Source organism: Aeromonas aquatilis, from assembly GCF_054052405.1.
In genome coordinates this window covers 82,406-99,585 of the sequence record NZ_JBSTYP010000003.1, presented here as the reverse complement: position 1 = coordinate 99,585, position 17,180 = coordinate 82,406, and the positions used below count along the sequence as shown (strand labels likewise).

General features: G+C 57.4%; 18 protein-coding genes. 13 read left to right on the top strand and 5 right to left on the bottom strand.

Annotated features, from left to right (window positions below; all coding sequences use genetic code 11):
- A complete protein-coding gene (locus ACW5W8_RS02075; RefSeq protein WP_005349684.1) occupies positions 1–1,344 on the bottom strand; it encodes a Na(+)-translocating NADH-quinone reductase subunit A in 1,344 nt (447 codons plus the stop codon).
- 434 nt (positions 1,345–1,778) lie between these two features.
- On the bottom strand, positions 1,779–2,093 hold the full coding sequence (locus ACW5W8_RS02070) for a BolA family protein (RefSeq protein WP_335874049.1): 315 nt from the start codon (positions 2,091–2,093) through the stop codon (positions 1,779–1,781).
- A 204-nt stretch (positions 2,094–2,297) separates the two neighbouring features.
- On the opposite strand from ACW5W8_RS02070, the gene ACW5W8_RS02065 reads away from it, so the two are divergent.
- From ACW5W8_RS02065 to ACW5W8_RS02045, 5 genes are all read left to right on the top strand, one after another.
- Positions 2,298–3,431, top strand: a complete 1,134-nt coding sequence (locus tag ACW5W8_RS02065) for a methyltransferase (protein ID WP_498626172.1) — start codon at positions 2,298–2,300, stop codon at positions 3,429–3,431.
- A gap of 17 nt (positions 3,432–3,448) precedes the next feature.
- Positions 3,449–4,033 carry a YajG family lipoprotein gene (locus tag ACW5W8_RS02060; RefSeq protein WP_005349692.1) on the top strand — a complete coding sequence of 195 codons (585 nt, stop codon included), beginning with the start codon at positions 3,449–3,451 and terminating at the stop codon, positions 4,031–4,033.
- Between the two features lie 2 nt (positions 4,034–4,035).
- Positions 4,036–4,623, top strand: a complete 588-nt coding sequence (locus tag ACW5W8_RS02055; RefSeq protein ID WP_498626205.1) for a peptidylprolyl isomerase — start codon at positions 4,036–4,038, stop codon at positions 4,621–4,623.
- A 172-nt stretch (positions 4,624–4,795) separates the two neighbouring features.
- Positions 4,796–6,175: an AmpG family muropeptide MFS transporter gene (locus tag ACW5W8_RS02050; protein WP_041202292.1), complete on the top strand. Its 1,380-nt coding sequence runs from the start codon at positions 4,796–4,798 to the stop codon at positions 6,173–6,175.
- 156 nt (positions 6,176–6,331) lie between these two features.
- The gene (locus ACW5W8_RS02045) at positions 6,332–7,138 is read left to right on the top strand and encodes a nucleoside-specific channel-forming Tsx family protein (RefSeq protein WP_005349699.1); all 807 of its coding nucleotides are present in this window, start codon (positions 6,332–6,334) and stop codon (positions 7,136–7,138) included.
- Positions 7,139–7,243: 105 nt separating this feature from the next.
- Here ACW5W8_RS02045 and ACW5W8_RS02040 read toward each other — a convergent pair whose 3' ends face one another.
- A complete protein-coding gene (locus ACW5W8_RS02040) occupies positions 7,244–7,726 on the bottom strand; it encodes a YajQ family cyclic di-GMP-binding protein (protein ID WP_182939041.1) in 483 nt (160 codons plus the stop codon).
- A gap of 200 nt (positions 7,727–7,926) precedes the next feature.
- Here ACW5W8_RS02040 and ACW5W8_RS02035 point away from each other — a divergent pair, with 200 nt between their 5' ends.
- Positions 7,927–8,880 carry a ketopantoate reductase family protein gene (locus ACW5W8_RS02035; protein WP_498626171.1) on the top strand — a complete coding sequence of 318 codons (954 nt, stop codon included), beginning with the start codon at positions 7,927–7,929 and terminating at the stop codon, positions 8,878–8,880.
- 37 nt (positions 8,881–8,917) lie between these two features.
- Positions 8,918–9,478 carry a DJ-1 family glyoxalase III gene (locus ACW5W8_RS02030; protein WP_439965322.1) on the top strand — a complete coding sequence of 187 codons (561 nt, stop codon included), beginning with the start codon at positions 8,918–8,920 and terminating at the stop codon, positions 9,476–9,478.
- Between the two features lie 111 nt (positions 9,479–9,589).
- Here ACW5W8_RS02030 and ACW5W8_RS02025 read toward each other — a convergent pair whose 3' ends face one another.
- A complete protein-coding gene (locus tag ACW5W8_RS02025) occupies positions 9,590–9,796 on the bottom strand; it encodes a hypothetical protein (RefSeq protein WP_498626170.1) in 207 nt (68 codons plus the stop codon).
- 131 nt (positions 9,797–9,927) lie between these two features.
- Between ACW5W8_RS02025 and dinB the strand changes: the two genes are divergently transcribed.
- The 6 genes from dinB to rlmM all read left to right on the top strand — a co-directional run bounded on the left by dinB (position 9,928) and on the right by rlmM (position 16,543).
- Positions 9,928–10,983 (top strand): DNA polymerase IV, encoded by a 1,056-nt coding sequence (gene dinB / locus ACW5W8_RS02020; RefSeq protein WP_498626203.1) that lies wholly within the window; start codon positions 9,928–9,930, stop codon positions 10,981–10,983.
- 66 nt (positions 10,984–11,049) lie between these two features.
- Entirely contained in the window at positions 11,050–13,191 is a 2,142-nt protein-coding gene (locus tag ACW5W8_RS02015; protein WP_498626169.1) for a methyl-accepting chemotaxis protein, read from the top strand.
- Positions 13,192–13,475: 284 nt separating this feature from the next.
- The gene (locus ACW5W8_RS02010) at positions 13,476–14,396 is read left to right on the top strand and encodes a transcriptional regulator GcvA (protein ID WP_005338622.1); all 921 of its coding nucleotides are present in this window, start codon (positions 13,476–13,478) and stop codon (positions 14,394–14,396) included.
- Positions 14,389–15,018, top strand: a complete 630-nt coding sequence (locus ACW5W8_RS02005; protein ID WP_498626168.1) for an alpha/beta family hydrolase — start codon at positions 14,389–14,391, stop codon at positions 15,016–15,018. Before ACW5W8_RS02010 ends, ACW5W8_RS02005 begins: the two co-directional genes overlap by 8 nt.
- 51 nt (positions 15,019–15,069) lie before the next feature.
- On the top strand, positions 15,070–15,456 hold the full coding sequence (locus tag ACW5W8_RS02000) for a DUF423 domain-containing protein (RefSeq protein ID WP_498626167.1): 387 nt from the start codon (positions 15,070–15,072) through the stop codon (positions 15,454–15,456).
- The gene (gene rlmM / locus ACW5W8_RS01995; RefSeq protein ID WP_498626166.1) at positions 15,449–16,543 is read left to right on the top strand and encodes a 23S rRNA (cytidine(2498)-2'-O)-methyltransferase RlmM; all 1,095 of its coding nucleotides are present in this window, start codon (positions 15,449–15,451) and stop codon (positions 16,541–16,543) included. The genes ACW5W8_RS02000 and rlmM overlap by 8 nt, the downstream gene beginning before the upstream one ends.
- Positions 16,544–16,625: 82 nt before the next feature.
- On the opposite strand, the gene ACW5W8_RS01990 is transcribed toward rlmM, so the two are convergent.
- A complete protein-coding gene (locus ACW5W8_RS01990) occupies positions 16,626–17,084 on the bottom strand; it encodes a hypothetical protein (protein ID WP_498626165.1) in 459 nt (152 codons plus the stop codon).
- Positions 17,085–17,180: the final 96 nt, after the last annotated feature.

The window sequence follows — 17,180 nt, the reverse complement described above, 5'->3', positions numbered from 1 at the left end:
TTAACCTTCCAGTTCAATCTTGGTCAGGCACTCACGCAAGATCGGGCCGTACTCTGTCTTGCCGGGGCAGACAAAGGTACAGAGCGCCAAATCTTCCTCATCCAGCTCCAGGCAGCCCAGTGCTTGCGCACCGTCGGTATCGCCGGAGACCATGTCCCGCAGCAGCAGGGTCGGCAGGATGTCGAGTGGCATCACCCGCTCATAGTTGCCGATAGGCACCATGGAACGGTCACTACCGTTGGTAGTGGTGGTGAAGTTGATCAGCTTGCCCTTCATCAGATGAGAGAGGGTGGTCCGGGTGATAGAGAACTTGTTGGCGCTGGGGTTGATCCAGCCCAGGAACTCTTTCTCGCGACCTTCACCCAGCACGCAAACCTGATTGTGGTAGCGGCCCAGGTAGTCGTGAACCCCTTCGGCTTTGGCACCACTCAGGATAGAACCGGAGATGATACGGTTTTCGTCGGCACGCAGCTCATTGTTGGTGAGTTGGCTGATGCAGGCGCCCAGACGGGTACGCAGCAGACGCGGCTTGAGCACGTTCGGGCCAGCCAGCGCGATCACCTTGTCAGTGAAGATCTGACCGGTGGTGAACAGCTTGCCGAATGCGATCACATCCTGATAGTTGATGTGCCACTGCACCTTGGTGCTGCTGACCGGATCCAAGAAGTGGATATGGGTACCCGGCAGACCGGCAGGGTGCGGACCAACGAAGATCTCTTCCTTGACCTGAGCCAGCGGAGAGTGGGGCAGACTGCCTTCGCCTTTACAGACGTAGACGGCGCCGTCGGTCAGGCGGGTCAATACGGCCAGACCATCGAGGAAGGCCTGCGGCTGTTCCTTGATAATCAGCTCGGCATCGGCTGCCAGCGGGTTGGTGTCCATTGCAGTCACAAAGATGGCGCGCGGGGCAGACGCTACCGCGGGGACTTTGCTGAACGGACGGGTACGCAACGCAGTCCACTGACCTGATGCGACCAGGATCTCTTGCACCTTGCTGCGCTCGAGCTTGGCCAGCTCGGCAGAGGCAAAATGCTCAAACGTCACCTGTTCATCGGAACCGTCGAGGTCGATGACCACTGACTGGAGAACGCGTTTGGCACCACGGTTGATCTCTGAAACCACACCGGTGGCAGGAGCTGTGAATTTAACGCCCGGATTCTTCTTGTCTTCAAAAAGATCCTGACCTTTGATGACGCGATCACCTACTTTGACGAACATAGTAGGTCGCATCCCCACAAACTCCTCGCCCAGTGTCGCAACACGGGTGATGGCGGGGCCATCGTAGATTACTTGCTCTGGCGCACCCAGCACGGGGATGTCCAGTCCTCTTTTGATTGTAATCATACTTACTTGCACTACCGTTACGGGAGAGGTTGGTTAGCGCCGAGAAATACATCACGACGGGTGGTTGAATGAGTCGATGTTGTGGTTGCGCCAGGTGGTCAGGCTCAACAATTATTCAACATGCAAGCTCACTCAAAAGCGCTTGAGTTTACCACTTAAGGTGCATTTTCTGCCATGCCAAATGGGCAAAATCCCCGTGCCATCACAAAATTAACCTGCAATGAATAATGCCAGAACCCCTTGTAAGTCGTGGTTTTAAAGGTTTTTTTATTTCGATACCTCAATGGGGGTAATTGCTGTTGTTTCAACTATCAATTCAAAGCCTTGATGCTGAAAAATACCCCCTTGGATGTAGCCTTTTCGGGGGCAATGGGGAAAATTTGTTTCATTTTTGTTGGCGGATGCTCGATGGGAATGGTGCGGCGCAGCCTGGCTCAGGAGAGCGACGGTTTGCCAACGCAGCTCGGGGTGCGCGGGGCGTGGCCTTTTTCCTGCCACTCGCTCTCGGTGTAGGTATGCAGCGCCAGTGCATGAACGGCACCGGCCAGCTCGTCGGCCAGCACCGCATTGACCTGACGATGACGGGCCAGCAGCCGCTGCCCTGCAAATTGCTCGCTGACGATCACCACCTTGAAGTGGCTCTCAGATCCCGGTTCCACACGGTGCATGTGGCTCTCGTTGATCACCTCCAGCACGGTGGGGGAGAGGGCGGCGCTCAGTTTGGCTTCAATCAGTTGTTGGATGGTCATCGGATCGGCTTCCAGAGTGAATGTCGGGCCATTCTATCGGCAGTCGCGGGATGGAATAAGCCCCCGTAAGAGGGAAATCACCCGTCAGTTGCTCCCTTGATGCGCATCGAACTGGTGAAATTCCTGCTCCTCGCTAGAATAGCGCCACTTTGCGTCGCCCCTGGCGCCTGTATACACGAATCAAGCCGAGGTTGGACTCTTCCTATGCAAACCCTTCTCGACACTCCCCATTGCCAGCTCACGCTCCACCGCTATCCGCGCCAGAGTCAGGAGACCCTGCAAGCCTGGGATGCGGCTGACGAATACCTGATCAATACCCTGGCGGAGTCTCCCCTCGAGCAGGCGGGCCCCGTCATCATCATGAATGATGGCTTTGGCGCGCTGGCCGCCTATCTGCATCCGCACTCCCCCTGCTGCGTCACCGACTCCTACATCAGTGAGCGTGGGACCCTGGCCAATTTGGCCGAAAACGGACTGGATGCGGGTGGTATCCGCTTGCAGGATGCGCTGGCGCCGCTGCCCGATGCCCCAGCACTTGTGGTGATCAAGGTCTCCAAATATCAGGCTCTATTGGAGCAGCAACTGCTGGCATTGCGTGCGGTGGTGACACCGGCAACCCGCGTTATCGCTGCCGGCAAGGCGAAGGATATTCATACCTCCACCCTCAAGTTGTTCGAGAAGTATCTGGGGCCTACCCGTACCTCGCTGGCCTGGAAAAAGGCGCGCCTCATTCACTGCGAGCCGCAGGCAGAACGTCCCGCGCTGACCAATCCTTTCCCGACCGTGTGGCCGCTGGAGGGGAGTGGTATGCTCATCCACAACCATGCCAATGTCTTCTCGCGCACCAGTCTCGATATCGGTGCCCGCTTTATGCTGGACAATTTACCGATACATAGCGCCCGCAAGGTGATCGATCTGGGCTGTGGCAACGGGGTGCTGGGGTTGTCGCTGCTTGCCAAAGACAGCGAGGTGGAGGTGACCTTTATCGATGAATCCTATATGGCGGTCGCCTCGGCACAGCTCAACGTCGAGCACAATCTGCCCGATGCACTGCCGCGCGCTCGCTTTATGGTCAATAACTGTCTCGACGGGGTGGCGGTCGGCTCGGCGGATCGGATCCTCTGCAACCCTCCTTTCCATCAGCTGCAGGCGATCACCGATCATATCGCCTGGCAGATGTTCAGCGATGCGCACCGGGTGTTGCCTCAGGGGGGTGAACTCTGGATAGTAGGCAACCGTCATCTGGACTATCACAACAAACTCAAGCGCTTGTTTGCCAACGCACAAGTCGTTGCGTCGAACAGCAAATTCGTTATTTTGAAAGCCATTAAACGCTAAAGCCAAAGGAAACCATGATGAAAAAGTCACTCTTGCTGCTGGCCGCCCTGATGCTGGGCGGGTGTGCCACTCATTGGCCGGAGACGGCGCTGCTCAATCCGCAGGTGATCCCCGCCAACCAGCAATACTACTCTGGCAATCGCATCACCATGGAAGGGGTAGACAAGCGTGAGGCTGCCTACGTCTTCTCCATCAAACATAAAGAGAAAGCCCCCGTGCTGGTCAACAGTGAGCGTCCGCTCAACCTGCTGATGGCCGAGCGGCTGGCCGAAGGGCTGCGCAGCCAGGGTCTGGAAGTGGGCAACAGTGGCACCACCAACCTGACGCTGGTGATCTCCAACGCCGCAGTCAATGTGGAAGAGAAGACCTTTACCTATGTCACCAAATCCCGCGTCAGCCTGCAGGTGATCGCCGATTTCCAGGGCAACCGTCTGACCAAGCAGTTCAACATGTCCTCCAGCAAGGAGAGCCCGAGCGAGCCAAGCATGGCCGATCTGGAGTCTACACTGAACCTGCAACTGGGTAGCGTGCTGCAGCAGATCATGGCGGATGATGCGCTGCGTGGTTACCTGAAAGGTCAACCGAACGGTGCAGGGGTCTGATGATGAAAAAACTCTGGTTGCTGGCCATGCTGATCGCCCCGCTGGCGTTCGCGGGCCCGAAAGTCAGAATGGAGACCAACCACGGCAATATCGTGGTGGAACTGGCGTCCAAGCAGGCGCCCCAGACGGTGAAGAACTTCCTGCGCTACGTGGCTGATGGCAGCTATGACGGCAGCATCTTCCACCGGGTGATCCAGGATTTCGTGGTGCAGGGTGGGGGCTACAACCAGCAGTTCCAGCAACTGCCGACTTATGAGCCTGTGGTCAACGAGTCGCGCGGCGGTCTGCCCAACAAGCGTGGCTCCATCGCCATGGCCCGCACCCAGGCGGTCGACAGCGCTACTCGCCAGTTCTACTTCAATCTGGTCGACAACAATAACCTCAACGCCGGTGGCGCCGCGGGTTATACCGTGTTCGGTCAGGTGGTTCAGGGGATGGAGGTGCTGGACAAACTGGCTCAGGTACAGACCGGTTACAGCCCCATTTTGCGTGCCAACGATGTGCCGACCAGTCCCATCATTCTGAAGAAGGTGGTCTTGCTGGCAGACACTCCGGCAGACAAGAAAGTCGACAAGAAAGCGGGCAAGTAACTCTCGCCGGACGCGGTTCGTCACCTCGCCTCGTCAGGCCACAATACAAGGCTCATCCCGTTCGGGATGGGCCTTTTCTCTATCCGGGCTTCTTTTGCCTATCTCTTTGCTCGCCTTGGCTATCTGCCATCAACCTGCCAAAATGACGCACTTTTCCAAAGTCGTCAGGTAGTTGAACATGATCCGCAAACCAAGCTGGAGAGAGTCCCTCGCCGTCTATCTCGAATTTCGGGTGTTTATTCTCTTTGCCATGGGTTTTTCATCGGGTCTGCCGCTGCTGCTGGTGTTCGGTACCCTCTCATTCTGGTTGCGCGAGGCCGATGTCAGCCTGACCGATATCGGCTATATGAGCTGGGTGGCGCTCGCCTATGGCTTTAAATGGCTGTGGTCGCCGCTGGTGGATCGCATGCCGCTGCCGTTGCTCTCCACGCTGCTGGGGCGTCGCCGTAGCTGGATGTTCTTCTCCCAGTTGCTGATTGCCGCTGCGCTGGTCGGCATGGCGTTCTGCGATCCCAAGACCGAGCTGGCCCAGCTGGCGATGTTTGCCCTGCTGGTGGCCTTTGCCTCGGCCACGCAGGATATCGTCATCGACGCCTATCGCATCGAATCCGCCCCCGAGCGGCTGCAGGCGGCGATGGCTGCCTCCTATATGACTGGTTACCGACTGGCGATGATCATGGCGGGAGCCGGTGCGCTGGCGCTGGCGGCGTGGTTTGGCAGCAACAGCGGCTATGACTATCGTGGCTGGCAGATTACCTATCTGGTGATGGCGGGTCTGATGTCACTCGGGGTCATCACCACGCTGTTTTGCCACGAGCCGGATATCGATCTGGCCGAGCAGGGCAAACAACAGGCCGAACGCAAGGCGCAGCTTCTGGAAAAAGGGTGGCCTGCACTGCTGGCGAGTGCGGGGGCCTGGGGCTATGAGGCGGTCTGGTGTCCGTTTGCCGATTTCTTTCGTCGCTATGGCAGCTCGGCGCTGCTGATCCTGGCTCTGATCGCCTGCTATCGGGTTGCCGATGTGGTGATGGGGGTAATGTCCAACAGCTTCTATGTGGATATGCAGTTCAGCAAGACCGAGGTTGCGACTATTACCAAGGTGTTTGGCGTCATCATGACGTTAGTGGGGGCGGCGCTGGGGGGCGTGCTGGTGATGCGCTTCGGCACGCTGCGCATCCTGTTCTTGGGTGCGCTGCTCACCGCCAGCACCAACCTGTTGTTTGCCCTGCTCAATCAGGTTGGTCACAATCTGGAACTGCTGACGCTGATTATCTCGCTGGATAACCTCAGCGCCGGTATCGCTACCGCGGCCTTCGTGACCTATCTCTCCAGCCTCACCAATGTGGCGTTTTCGGCCACTCAATACGCCCTGTTCAGCTCGGTGATGTTGTTGCTACCCAAGTTGCTGGCCGGTTTTTCCGGGCAGGTTGTGGAGCAGATTGGCTACAGTGCCTTCTTTGTCGGAACCAGTTTATTGGGCTTGCCCGTGTTGTTGTTGATTGTGCTTGTCGCCAGAAAAGGGAGTGAGTTGCTCTCAACGGCTGACAAATAGCAAGCGTTTGCGTAGAGTCGGGGGTGATTAGATTCACACTTCCGGATAAAGTTCCCGAGAAGTTGTTTCACCCCCAATTTTATTTGATTAGAATCCCTCTCGCTCCTTGTGGGCAGGCTACGGAAAACCTCAACTAACGCACAAGAGACCAATAAAATGGCCAAATTTACCAAGACTCTGATCGCTGCCGGTCTGCTGGCTGCTGCCGCTACCCCGGCCTTCGCTGCTGACTACAGCGGTGATATCCACAAGAATGACTACAAGTGGATGCAGTTCAATATCATGCACACCATCGATCAGAAGCCCCATGGTCCGGATGGTTACAACGATACTTATTTCGAGATGGAGTTTGGTGGTCGTTCAGGCATTTTTGACCTGTATGGTTACGTCGATTACTTCGATATTTTTGACTCCAAGCACAGCGACAAGCACAAGCAAGAAAACCTCTTCATGAAGTTTGCTCCGCGTGTATCTCTGGATGCATTGACTGGCCAAGACCTCTCTTTTGGTCCGGTGCAAGAAGTTTACGTTGCCACCCTGTTTAACATCGGTGGTGTACAAGGCCTGAATGATGCATTTGTAGGTCTGGGTGCTGACGTTATGGTGCCGTGGTTTGGCAAAGTTGGTATGAACCTGTACAAGCGTCATGCTAACGAAACCTTCAGTGGTCAAGGCGAAGGCTGGAACGGCCAACAGTTCTCCATGAACTGGTTCAAACCTTTCTATACCTTCTCCAATGGCAGCTTCGTCTCTTACCAAGGTTATCTGGATTACACCTGGGGCATGAAAGAAACCAGTCATTCTGATGGTCTGGGAACCTTCCACGGTATCTACTGGCATTCCGACCGTTATGCCGTTGGCTACGGTCTGAAGTACTTCAACGAAATCTACGGTATCGACAACTCTGACGCGTTCAAGTCTACCGGTTTCGGCCACTACTTCTCTGTTACCTACAAGTTCTAATAAAACTTGGGGTACAAAAAAACCGGAGCCTTGGCTCCGGTTTTTTATTTGCCGCGATTGATAGCGTGGCGCGAGTCATCAAGTCGCCACGGCTGAGTGGATAAATCAGTCGCGGAAGTTCTGGAACTGCATCGGTTGACCCAGTTCGGCGCCACGGACCAGTGCCATGGTCTCTTGCAGATCGTCACGCTTCTTGCCGGTGACACGTACTTCATCACCCTGGATGGCGACCTGCACCTTGATCTTGGAGTCCTTGATCAGCTTGACCAGCTTCTTGGCGATCTCTTTCTCGATCCCCTGTTTGAACTTGACGGTCAGATGGAAGCGCTTGCCGGAGTGAACCGAGTCACCCACTTCCATGGAGCTGTTTTCGATGTTGCGCTTGAGCAGGGCTGCGCGCAGCATTTCGACCATCTGCTTGAGCTGGAAATCGGCATCGGCTTCCAGTTTTACCTCTTCCTTGTTCAACTCGAAGCTGGCTTCTACCCCACGAAAATCGAAACGGGTGGCCAGTTCACGATTGGCGTTGTCGACTGCGTTCAACACCTCGTTCATTTTGACTTCAGAGACAATATCGAATGACGGCATAGCCGGAGCTCCTCATGTTGCGTTATCGGGGGGCAAATCTACCAGAAAACGGGCAAATTTGCTGATTTTGATGGGGTTGCTCTGCTAGAATCCCCTGCGCACAGGATGGACGGACCCGTTAGTGTCCGTCAGCGACATCTTCACTTATCCCCGGTAACAGGTTGAGAGGATTGCAACCCTTACCCTGACAGAGTCACACCATGCCAAGCGGATTAAAAAATGCCCGACAGCCCGTTATTCCACCTGTTCCCCCGAAGTGGTCCCTGTTGGGTTGTGGCGCCCTCGGCGGCGTTTTTGCCTCCCTGCTGACCCAGAGCGGTCAATCCACCCGTGTCTTGTTGCGCGAACACCATAAGTCCACGCTCCATCCGGGGATCGATTTCACCTCGCTGGAGGGGCATGTTCAGCTGCTCAATATCGAGCGCGGATTTGTCAGCAACCCCGGCAAGATCCAGCGTCTGCTGGTGATGACCAAGGCCAGTCAGGTGATTGCCGCACTGACGCCGCTGGTGGGTAAGCTCGATGCCGGTGTGCCGATCGTGCTGCTGCACAACGGGATGGGGATTGCCGAGCAGGTGGTCGAGATGTTCCCGCACAATCCGGTGATTGCCGGTGTCACCAGCCATGGCGCCATGCAGTGCGGCCATTTTGTCTTCCGTCATACTGGCAAGGGTGAAACCTGGCTTGGCCCGATCAACGATGCCGCCAAGGCCCACGCCGCGCTCGCGGACGAGCTGGCGCTGGCACTGGGTCAGGCTGGTTGGGATGAACAGGTATTGACGCGCCAGTGGCAAAAGCTGGCCATCAACTGTGCCATCAATCCCCTGACGGCCCTCTACAAGCTGAAAAATGGCGAGCTGGCGGGTCCCCGTTTTGCCGATGCCCTGCAGCAGATCTGCGTGGAAGTGGCGGATGTGATGTGCGCCGAAGGGATTGCGACCACGGCAGAGGAGTTGCAGCGTCGGGTGCTGACAGTGGTGGAGCTGACCGCTGACAATTACTCCTCCATGCATCAGGATATGGAGCTGGGACGCGAGACCGAGATTGAGGCCATCACCGGTTTTCTGTTGGCCAAGGCTGCCCGACATGGCATCGCCGTACCGGTCAATCAGGGCCTCTATCAGGCGATCAAAGAGAAGAGTCAGGTCGCCTGATACGTTACATGGCAGAGCAAGCAGCAAGGAGGCGAACGTGAGTGTACTGGTGCTGGTGGCCCCCGGGTCGGAAGAGATAGAGACGGTCGCCATTGTCGATACCCTGGTGCGAGCCAGCATCGAGGTGGTGCTGGCTTCTTGCTGCCCCGCCGGATCGCGGCAGGTGAAAGCGTCACGCGGGGTACAGCTGGTGGCCGATTGTCATATCGACGAGCTGACCCGCCGGGACTTTGAAGCCATCGTGGTACCTGGCGGCTTGCCCGGCAGTGAAGTGATCCGCGATACCCCGCTGGCCATCGATCTGCTCAAAGAGCAGGCCATCCTTGGTCGCTGGCGCGCAGCCATCTGCGCTGCCCCAGTGGTGGTGTTGCAACATCACGCTCTGCTGGGTGATGCCATCGTCACCTGTCATCCCGGTTTTAAGTCTCGACTACCGATATCGCAGTTGTCAGATGAGCGGGTAGTCAGGGATGAGGTTCATCGCCTTATCACCAGTCAGGGGCCGGGCAGCGCCATCGAGTTTGCGCTCGAACTGGTTCGGGTGCTGCGCGGGGATGAGGTGGCTGCCGCCGTCGCTGGCCCTATGGTGCTGCCTTGAGCTCACTCTGCGGGCGAATCAAGCTGGCCATGCATTGAAAAACGGGCCCCGGTCATTTTGATCGGGGCCCGTTTGTTATCTGCCGTTGTCAGTCACGCCATATTGCCCGACTCAGTAGTCGTACTCTGAGCACTGTTTTTTGTTGTACTCCGTTTTCCAGCGTGCCAACTCCTGTTCAGTGCCGAGTGTGTCCCCTTTCTTGATGGCCTGTTCCAGTATCTCAATCCGGTCGTACAGCCAGCGGCACTCTGCCGTCGGGTTGTTCTTGCCGATGCCGGTCAACGGCAGCAAACAGAGTCCCAGCCAAAGATATTTCATCCCGAACGCTCCTTGTCATTGTGGTAGTAAAGGTCTCCTTGGAGTCTACTATTTTAGCTGCAACGAGAGAGATAGAGCTGCGGTTATCCTTGGGGTAAGATGATGCCGTGTCTGTTTATTTATACAGTGGTATGCGCAAGATCATCCATATCGACATGGACTGCTTTTTTGCCGCGGTGGAGATGCGGGACAATCCGGCGTTGCGGGAGGTGCCGCTCGCCATCGGTGGGGCCTCCGAGCGGCGCGGCGTCATCTCGACCTGCAACTATGTGGCGCGCCGGTTCGGTGGGCGCTCGGCCAGGCCGAGCGCACTGGCGAAAAAACTCTGCCCGCCGCTGGTACTGATCCCGGGGCGAATGGCGGTGTACAAGGATATCTCCCGTCAGCTCAGAGCCATTTTCCTGCGCTATACCGATCAGGTTGAACCGCTGTCGCTGGATGAGGCTTACCTCGACGTGACCCACAGTCGCTGTTGTGGCGGCAGCGCCACCCTGATGGCGCAAGAGATCCGGCAAGCCATCGTCTCCGAACTGGGATTGACCGCCTCGGCCGGAGTGGCACCCAACAAGTTTCTCGCCAAGCTTGCCTCGGAGCAGCGCAAGCCTGATGGTCTGTTTGTCATTCGTCCCGACGAAGTGGCTGAATTTGTCTGCCAGTTGCCCCTTGGCAAACTGCCCGGGGTGGGGCGCAAGACCGCCGAGCGGCTGGAGGCGCAGGGGCTCTACACCTGCGAGCATGCGCGGGCTTTGTCGGCACAAGAGCTGTGCAGTCGTTTTGGCAAGCTGGGGGAGATGCTGGCGACCCGGATCTGGGGGCTGGATGAACAGCCGGTGCAGGCGCACCGGATCCGCAAAACCATCGGGGTGGAGACCACGCTGGCGAGCGATGTTTGTGACGAAGCCGCCTGCCTGACGGTATTGCAACAACTGTTGCCGGAGCTGGAGCGGCGATTTCAACTGGCGTGTCCTGCCGGGCAGGTGATGGGGCAGGGAATTAAACTCAAGTTTGCCGACTTCCACCAGACCACCGTCTATCGCAGTCAGGGTGGCTATCAGCCAGCCCTGTTCGTTCCCCTGCTCAAAGAGGGGCTGCAGCGGGCGCAAGGGCGTTCGGTGCGCCTGCTTGGCTTGGTGGTGGGTTTGCCAAAAGAGGGTGAAGTTAATCAACTCTCGCTGGATTTGCTGTGAGAGAGTTAAGTTTTTGTTTATAAAGTCGATAATCTATCCATATCTGCATGAAGTAGGAATATTGGCATGAGCGCTCTTTCTGTCCAGGGTCGGATTACCTTGATCGCCGGTTGCTGTCTGTTGGTCACCGCTGCCGCCCTGGTTGCCTCTTCGATTTACAACGCGAACAAGATGCAAATGCAGGTGCGGCAAGCCACCCTGCACGAGGCGCAGCAGTCAGCCGAAAACTGGATGAAGGCGATGGGCTCGGAGCAGGCGGCCAAGGTGACCAGCTATCTCGATGAAGCCTATTTTCGTGCCAGTCTGCTGGCGGAGAGCGTGCTGTTCCAGCGCAAGAATGCGGCTGAGAACTTTGTCCCGTCAGAGGCGCTGCGCAGCGCCATCAATCAGCAACTGCACGATGCCGCCGCTTCATCGACCAATTTGCTCGGCGTCTATACGGTGTTCGAACCCGATCAGCTGGATGGGGAAGACAGTAACTATGAGGGCTCGACCGCGCTCGGTGCCAACGACAAGGGGCGCTTCTCCAGTTATTGGGCCTATGATAACGGCAAGCTGGTGCCCGAGGTGCAGAACGAAGATGTGCTGGCTGACGACAGCCCGACCGCTGCCGGTGGTGTTGAAAACGAGTGGTATCGCTGCAGTATTCGCACCCGTGCCCTCTGCCTGCTGGAACCCTATCTGGACGATGTCGGGGGCAAGAAAGTCTTGATCACCTCCGTCTCTGTGCCCTTGCTGGAGCAGGGTACCTTGCTGGGGATGGCTGGTGTCGATATCTCCCTGACCACCTTGCAGGATCTGGTTAGCACCATGGACAAGGAGCTCTATGACGGCAAAGGCAAAATCTTGCTGGTCAGTCATGAGGGGCGCGTGGCGGGGGCCGATGAGTTTGATGTGACCCTGGGGCGGGAGCTGGATCAGAAGTATCAGGCGCTGGCTGCTGACCTGAAAGGGTGGCTCAACCAAGGGCAGGAGCTGAGCCGCTGGAGCAGCGACGGCTCCATACTGCAAACCTTTGTCCCCGTGACCATGCGTGGTACCGATCGCAAGTGGGGCATCTATATCGAATTGCCCCGAGCCGTGGTGCTGGCCTCTGCCCAGCAACTGCAGGATGACCTGGCCAGTGAAGCCAATCGCAGCGTGGTCTCGCAACTGTCGATCGGGGTGCTGATCTCGCTGGTGGCCCTGAGCTTTATCTGGTGGATGGCGCGCCAGATCGTGGCGCCCATTCGCGCCGTGGTTGCTCGCCTCAAGGATATCGCCAGCGGCGAGGGGGATTTGACCCAGCGCATCGAGATCCAGCGACAAGACGAGATTGGCGAGCTGGCCAAGTGGTTCAACAGCTTCCTCAACAAGTTGCAATCGACCATCAGTCAGGTGATTGATACCGTCGCCGGCACCCGCAACAGTGCCGAGCGGGCGGCGCAGGTGGCCGAGCGCACCAGCAGCGGCATGCAGGCCCAGTATCAGGAGATCGATCTGGTGGCGACGGCGTTTGAAGAGCTGAGCGCCACGGCGATGCAGGTCTCCGGCAATGCCAGTTCTGCCGTTGCAGCCGCCAATACCACCGATGCCGCGGCGCAAGAGGGCAAATATGTGGTGGCCGACACCCAGGAGGCGATGCGCAAGCTGATGACCATCATCAACGATGCCCAGCCGGTGGTGGAGCGGCTCTCGGCCAACAGCGACAACATCAACGATATTCTCACCGTGATTCAGGGAATTGCCGAGCAGACCAACTTGCTGGCACTGAATGCGGCTATTGAAGCGGCGCGGGCCGGTGAGCAGGGCCGTGGCTTTGCCGTGGTGGCCGATGAGGTGCGCAATCTGGCCGGTCGCACCCAGAATGCCATCGTCGAGATCCAGACTCTGATCAGCCAACTGCAATCCGGTACCGGCGCCGTGGTCAAGGCGATCCGCGATGGTCATGGTCAGGCTGACGAGACCCTCGCCAAGGTGGATCTCTCGGTGCAGGTGCTGGAGCAGATTATCCAGTCGGTCTCCACCATCCATCAGATGAACGAGCAGATTGCCCGGGCGGCGCATGAGCAGAGCCGGGTGGCGGACGAGATCAACCGCAACGTCAGCAACATTCGTGATGTGAGCCACACCATCCGGGCCGAGGCGGCGACATCCGCCGAAAATGGTCGCGAGCTCTCAGCTCTTGCTGACAAACAGCAGCAGCTGGTGGGGCAGTTCAAGGTATAGAAGGGATGAAAAAAGGCGCCATCCAGCTGGAGGCGCCAAACACATTCAGATGACAGACTGGGTCAAACCGGTGAGATTTGAGCCCCTCTTCCCGCAGAGGAAGAAACACAACACCACAATCACAGTCGAAAGACTCACTAAAAACACATGTAAACCAACACGTAGTAGAAAATGTGAGCCATATGACGACTTATTGCTGGGCGAATTATGTTTATTCACTGGTCGACCCGCAACCGACAAATTATAATGCGCCCCATTAGAAAAACTCATCGTTGGCTGGTGTCATGTCTCGTCGTTTACCTCCGCTCAATGCCCTCAAGGCGTTTGAAGCAGCGGCTCGTCACTTAAGCTTTACCCGCGCAGCAGAAGAGTTGTTTGTGACTCAGGCTGCCATCAGTCACCAGATCAAGGCGCTGGAGGAGTATCTTGGCATCAAGCTGTTCCGCCGCAAAAATCGCTCCTTGTTGCTGACCGAAGAGGGGCAGGGCTACTTCCTCGATATCAAGGATATCTTTGCCTCCATCTCGGAAGCGACCGACAAGCTGCTGGCACGCAGCGCCAAAGGGGCGCTGACCGTCAGCCTGCAGCCGAGTTTCGCCATCCAGTGGTTGGTGCCGCGGCTGGTCAAGTTCAGCGAGCGCCACCCTGACATCGACGTGCGGATCAAGGCGGTCGATCTCGATGAAGGGTCGCTCACCGACGATGTGGATGTGGCCATCTACTACGGCCGCGGCAACTGGCCGGGTCTGCGCTCGGACAAGCTGCATACCGAATACCTGATCCCGGTCTGTTCCCCCTTGCTGCTGACCGGGCCCAAACCGCTGCGTACGCCGCAAGATTTGACTCTTCATACCCTGCTGCACGATACCTCCCGCCGCGACTGGAAGGCCTGGTTCCGCCAGCTCGACATCGATGCGCCCAACGTCAATCAGGGGCCCATCTTCAGCCACTCTACCATGGTGATCCAGGCGGCGATCCACGGCCAGGGGGTGGCGCTTGGCCACAGCGTGCTGGCACAACCCGAGATTGAGGCCGGTCGCCTTATCTGCCCGTTCGAGCAGGTGCTGGTGAGCAAAAATGCCTTCTATCTGGTGTGCCAGGAGCAACAGTCGGATCAGGGCAAGATCGTTGCCTTCCGCGACTGGATGCTGGAGCTGGTGGAGCAGGAAGAGGCGCGTCGCAGGGCAAGGCTCGCCGATGCCTGATGTGATCCGCGAGGGGGCTGTTGATGCCCCCGTTCGCATTTTGCTGGCCCACGGGGCAGGTGCAGGGATGGATCATGTTTTTCTTGCCGAGTTGTCACGCCTGCTGGCTGGCCCCGACATCGAAGTGGTGCGCTTCAACTTTCCCTACATGACAAAGCGTGCACAGGATGGCAAGCGCCGCCCGCCGGACAGAGCACCTTTGCTGCTAACCCATTGGCGCGACATGATCCGCGAGTTTGCCCATCCACGGCTGTTCCTGGCGGGCAAGTCGATGGGCGGGCGGATGGCGGCAGAACTCTATCGTGAAGGCGAGGGTGAGATGAATGCTGCAGGATTGCTCATTCTCGGGTATCCTTTCCACCCTCCGGCCAAGCCCGACAGCTGGCGAGGCGAGGTACTCAAGCATATTGCAGTGCCAACCCTGCTGTTGCAGGGGGAGCGCGACACCTTCGGTAGTCGCGCCGAACTGGCCGATTTCCCCTTCTCACCCGCCGTATCGGTCCATTGGTTGACCGATGGTGATCATGGTTTCAAACCGCGTAAAGCCAGTGGCGTGAGTGAGCAGGAGAATATGCAGCATGCAGCGGCGGCCATCAACCAGTTTGTGGCCCGGCACGGATAGCGCGAGAGGGTTGGTTTGATTGCTAGCTGTGATGAGAGAGGGAGAGTGAGGATGCAGATCCATCGACATTGGCTGATACTGGCCGGTCTCTTCGGGTTGACGGCCACCATGCTGGGGGCGTATGGCGCCCATGGATTGGCGGCGACCGGCATTACGCCCGAGCGTCTGGCGGCATTTAATACCGCCGTGCAATATCAGTTTTTTCACGCATTGGCCCTGCTGGTTCTGGGCTGGTGTGGTGTGCGCAGCAAGGTGATCCAGCTGGCTGGCACCGCTTTTGTGCTGGGGATCATCGGATTCTCCGGCAGTATTTACGCCATGGTGCTGCTTGGCAGCAAGGGGCTGGGGTGGATTACCCCGGCCGGTGGCCTCTGTTTTATGTTGGGATGGGCGGCTTTGATTTGGGCCGGCTGTCGTCTTGGAGGAAAAAATGAATAATCTGCTGCTTTATTGTCGCCCCGGTTTTGAGAAAGAGGCGGCTGCAGAGATCACCGAGCGTGCCGGTAACATGCAGTGCTACGGTTTCGCCCGGGTCAAGGACGACAGCGGTTATGTGATCTTCGAACTGTATGACGAGGAGCAGGCGGACCTGCTGGCTCGCAAGCTGCCGTTCCGGGAGCTCATCTTTATCCGCCAGATGCTGGTGGTCACCCATGAGCTGAAGGATCTGGATGTCGCGGACAGGATCTCCCCCATACTTGAGGCGGTGAGTGACTACACCATTTGCGGTGATCTGCGGGTCGAAACCGCGGATACCAACGAAGCGAAAGAGCTGTCGGCCTTCTGCCGCAAGTTCACCGTGCCGCTGCGTCAGACGCTGCGCAGCAACGAGATCCTGACTAAGAAGGAGACGCCGAACCGTCCGGTGTTCCATGCCTTCTTCATGGCCAATGATCATGTCTTGCTGGGTTACTCCTACTCCTTCAACAACTCCGGATTCCACATGGGGATCCCGCGCCTGCGCTTCCCGGCCGATGCGCCGAGCCGCTCCAGCCTCAAGCTGGAGGAGGCGTTTTACGTGTTCGTGCCGCGGGAAGAGTGGGATGTGCGTCTCTGCTCAGGTATGAAGGCGGTGGATCTGGGCGCCTGCCCGGGTGGCTGGACCTATCAGCTGGTGCGTCGTGGCATGATGGTGACGGCGGTCGACAACGGCATGATGGCCCAATCCCTTATGGATACCGGTCAGGTCAAGCATATCCGGGATGACGGTTTCGTCTGGCGTCCGAGCAAGAAGAACACCTACTGGCTGGTGTGCGACATGGTCGATAAACCGGCGCGGGTCGTTCACATGATTGCGGACTGGTTCCGTGAGGGCGACTGCCAGGAGGCGATGTTCAACCTCAAGCTGCCGATGAAGAAGCGTTATGCTGAATCGGTACACAATATCGAGGTGTTGCGCGAGATGCTCAAGGAGATCGACAACGCGTTCGTGATCCAGGCCAAGCAGCTCTATCACGATCGAGAAGAGATCACCGTGCATGTTTACAACAAGTACTGGGTCTCCAAACTCGAGCCCAAGGCGTGATGTAGCAGTTCTGCCCGTACGATAAATACCAAGGCCGACAGGGAAACCTGTCGGCCTTTTGCTATTCGGCTGCCGGAAAATATCAGAAACGGTAATCGAGGCGCAGGGAGGATTCGTCGTCGGTCACCTTGATCTCTATCTGCAGCGGGATGGTTTTGTCGACCGGATTGAATTGCATCTTTATCCCGTCTCCTCTCAGCCTGAGGGCGGTGTTCATTCCGCCAGCCTTGAACTTGACCTTGGGTCTAAAGCGTTCAACCGACAGACTGACGCTCTTTTCCGGGGTCAGATTAAGCTGCGGGTAGGAGGTGATCTTTTGATTACCAAAGTTGTCGGTGGAGACTTCAATACCAAACGACAGGGGGTTGGGTGCCTTGAGCAGGTCGTTGGTATCCAGGCTCGAGCGCCATACCTCGGTGGCAGTCCGTTTTTCCTGCTGTGGCAGCTTGGCGGTTTGGGTCTGTTGAACCTGCTCGAAAGCACTGGCAGTACCACACACCAGCAGCAGACCCGACACCAGATAACACCCATATCCCTTCATGAAAAACACTCCCTGTTCTTCTTCTCTATTGAACATAGTTGCTGTTCGGGGAGTGGCAAAGGATTCGGAAATATAAAAAAGGGAGCCAAAGCTCCC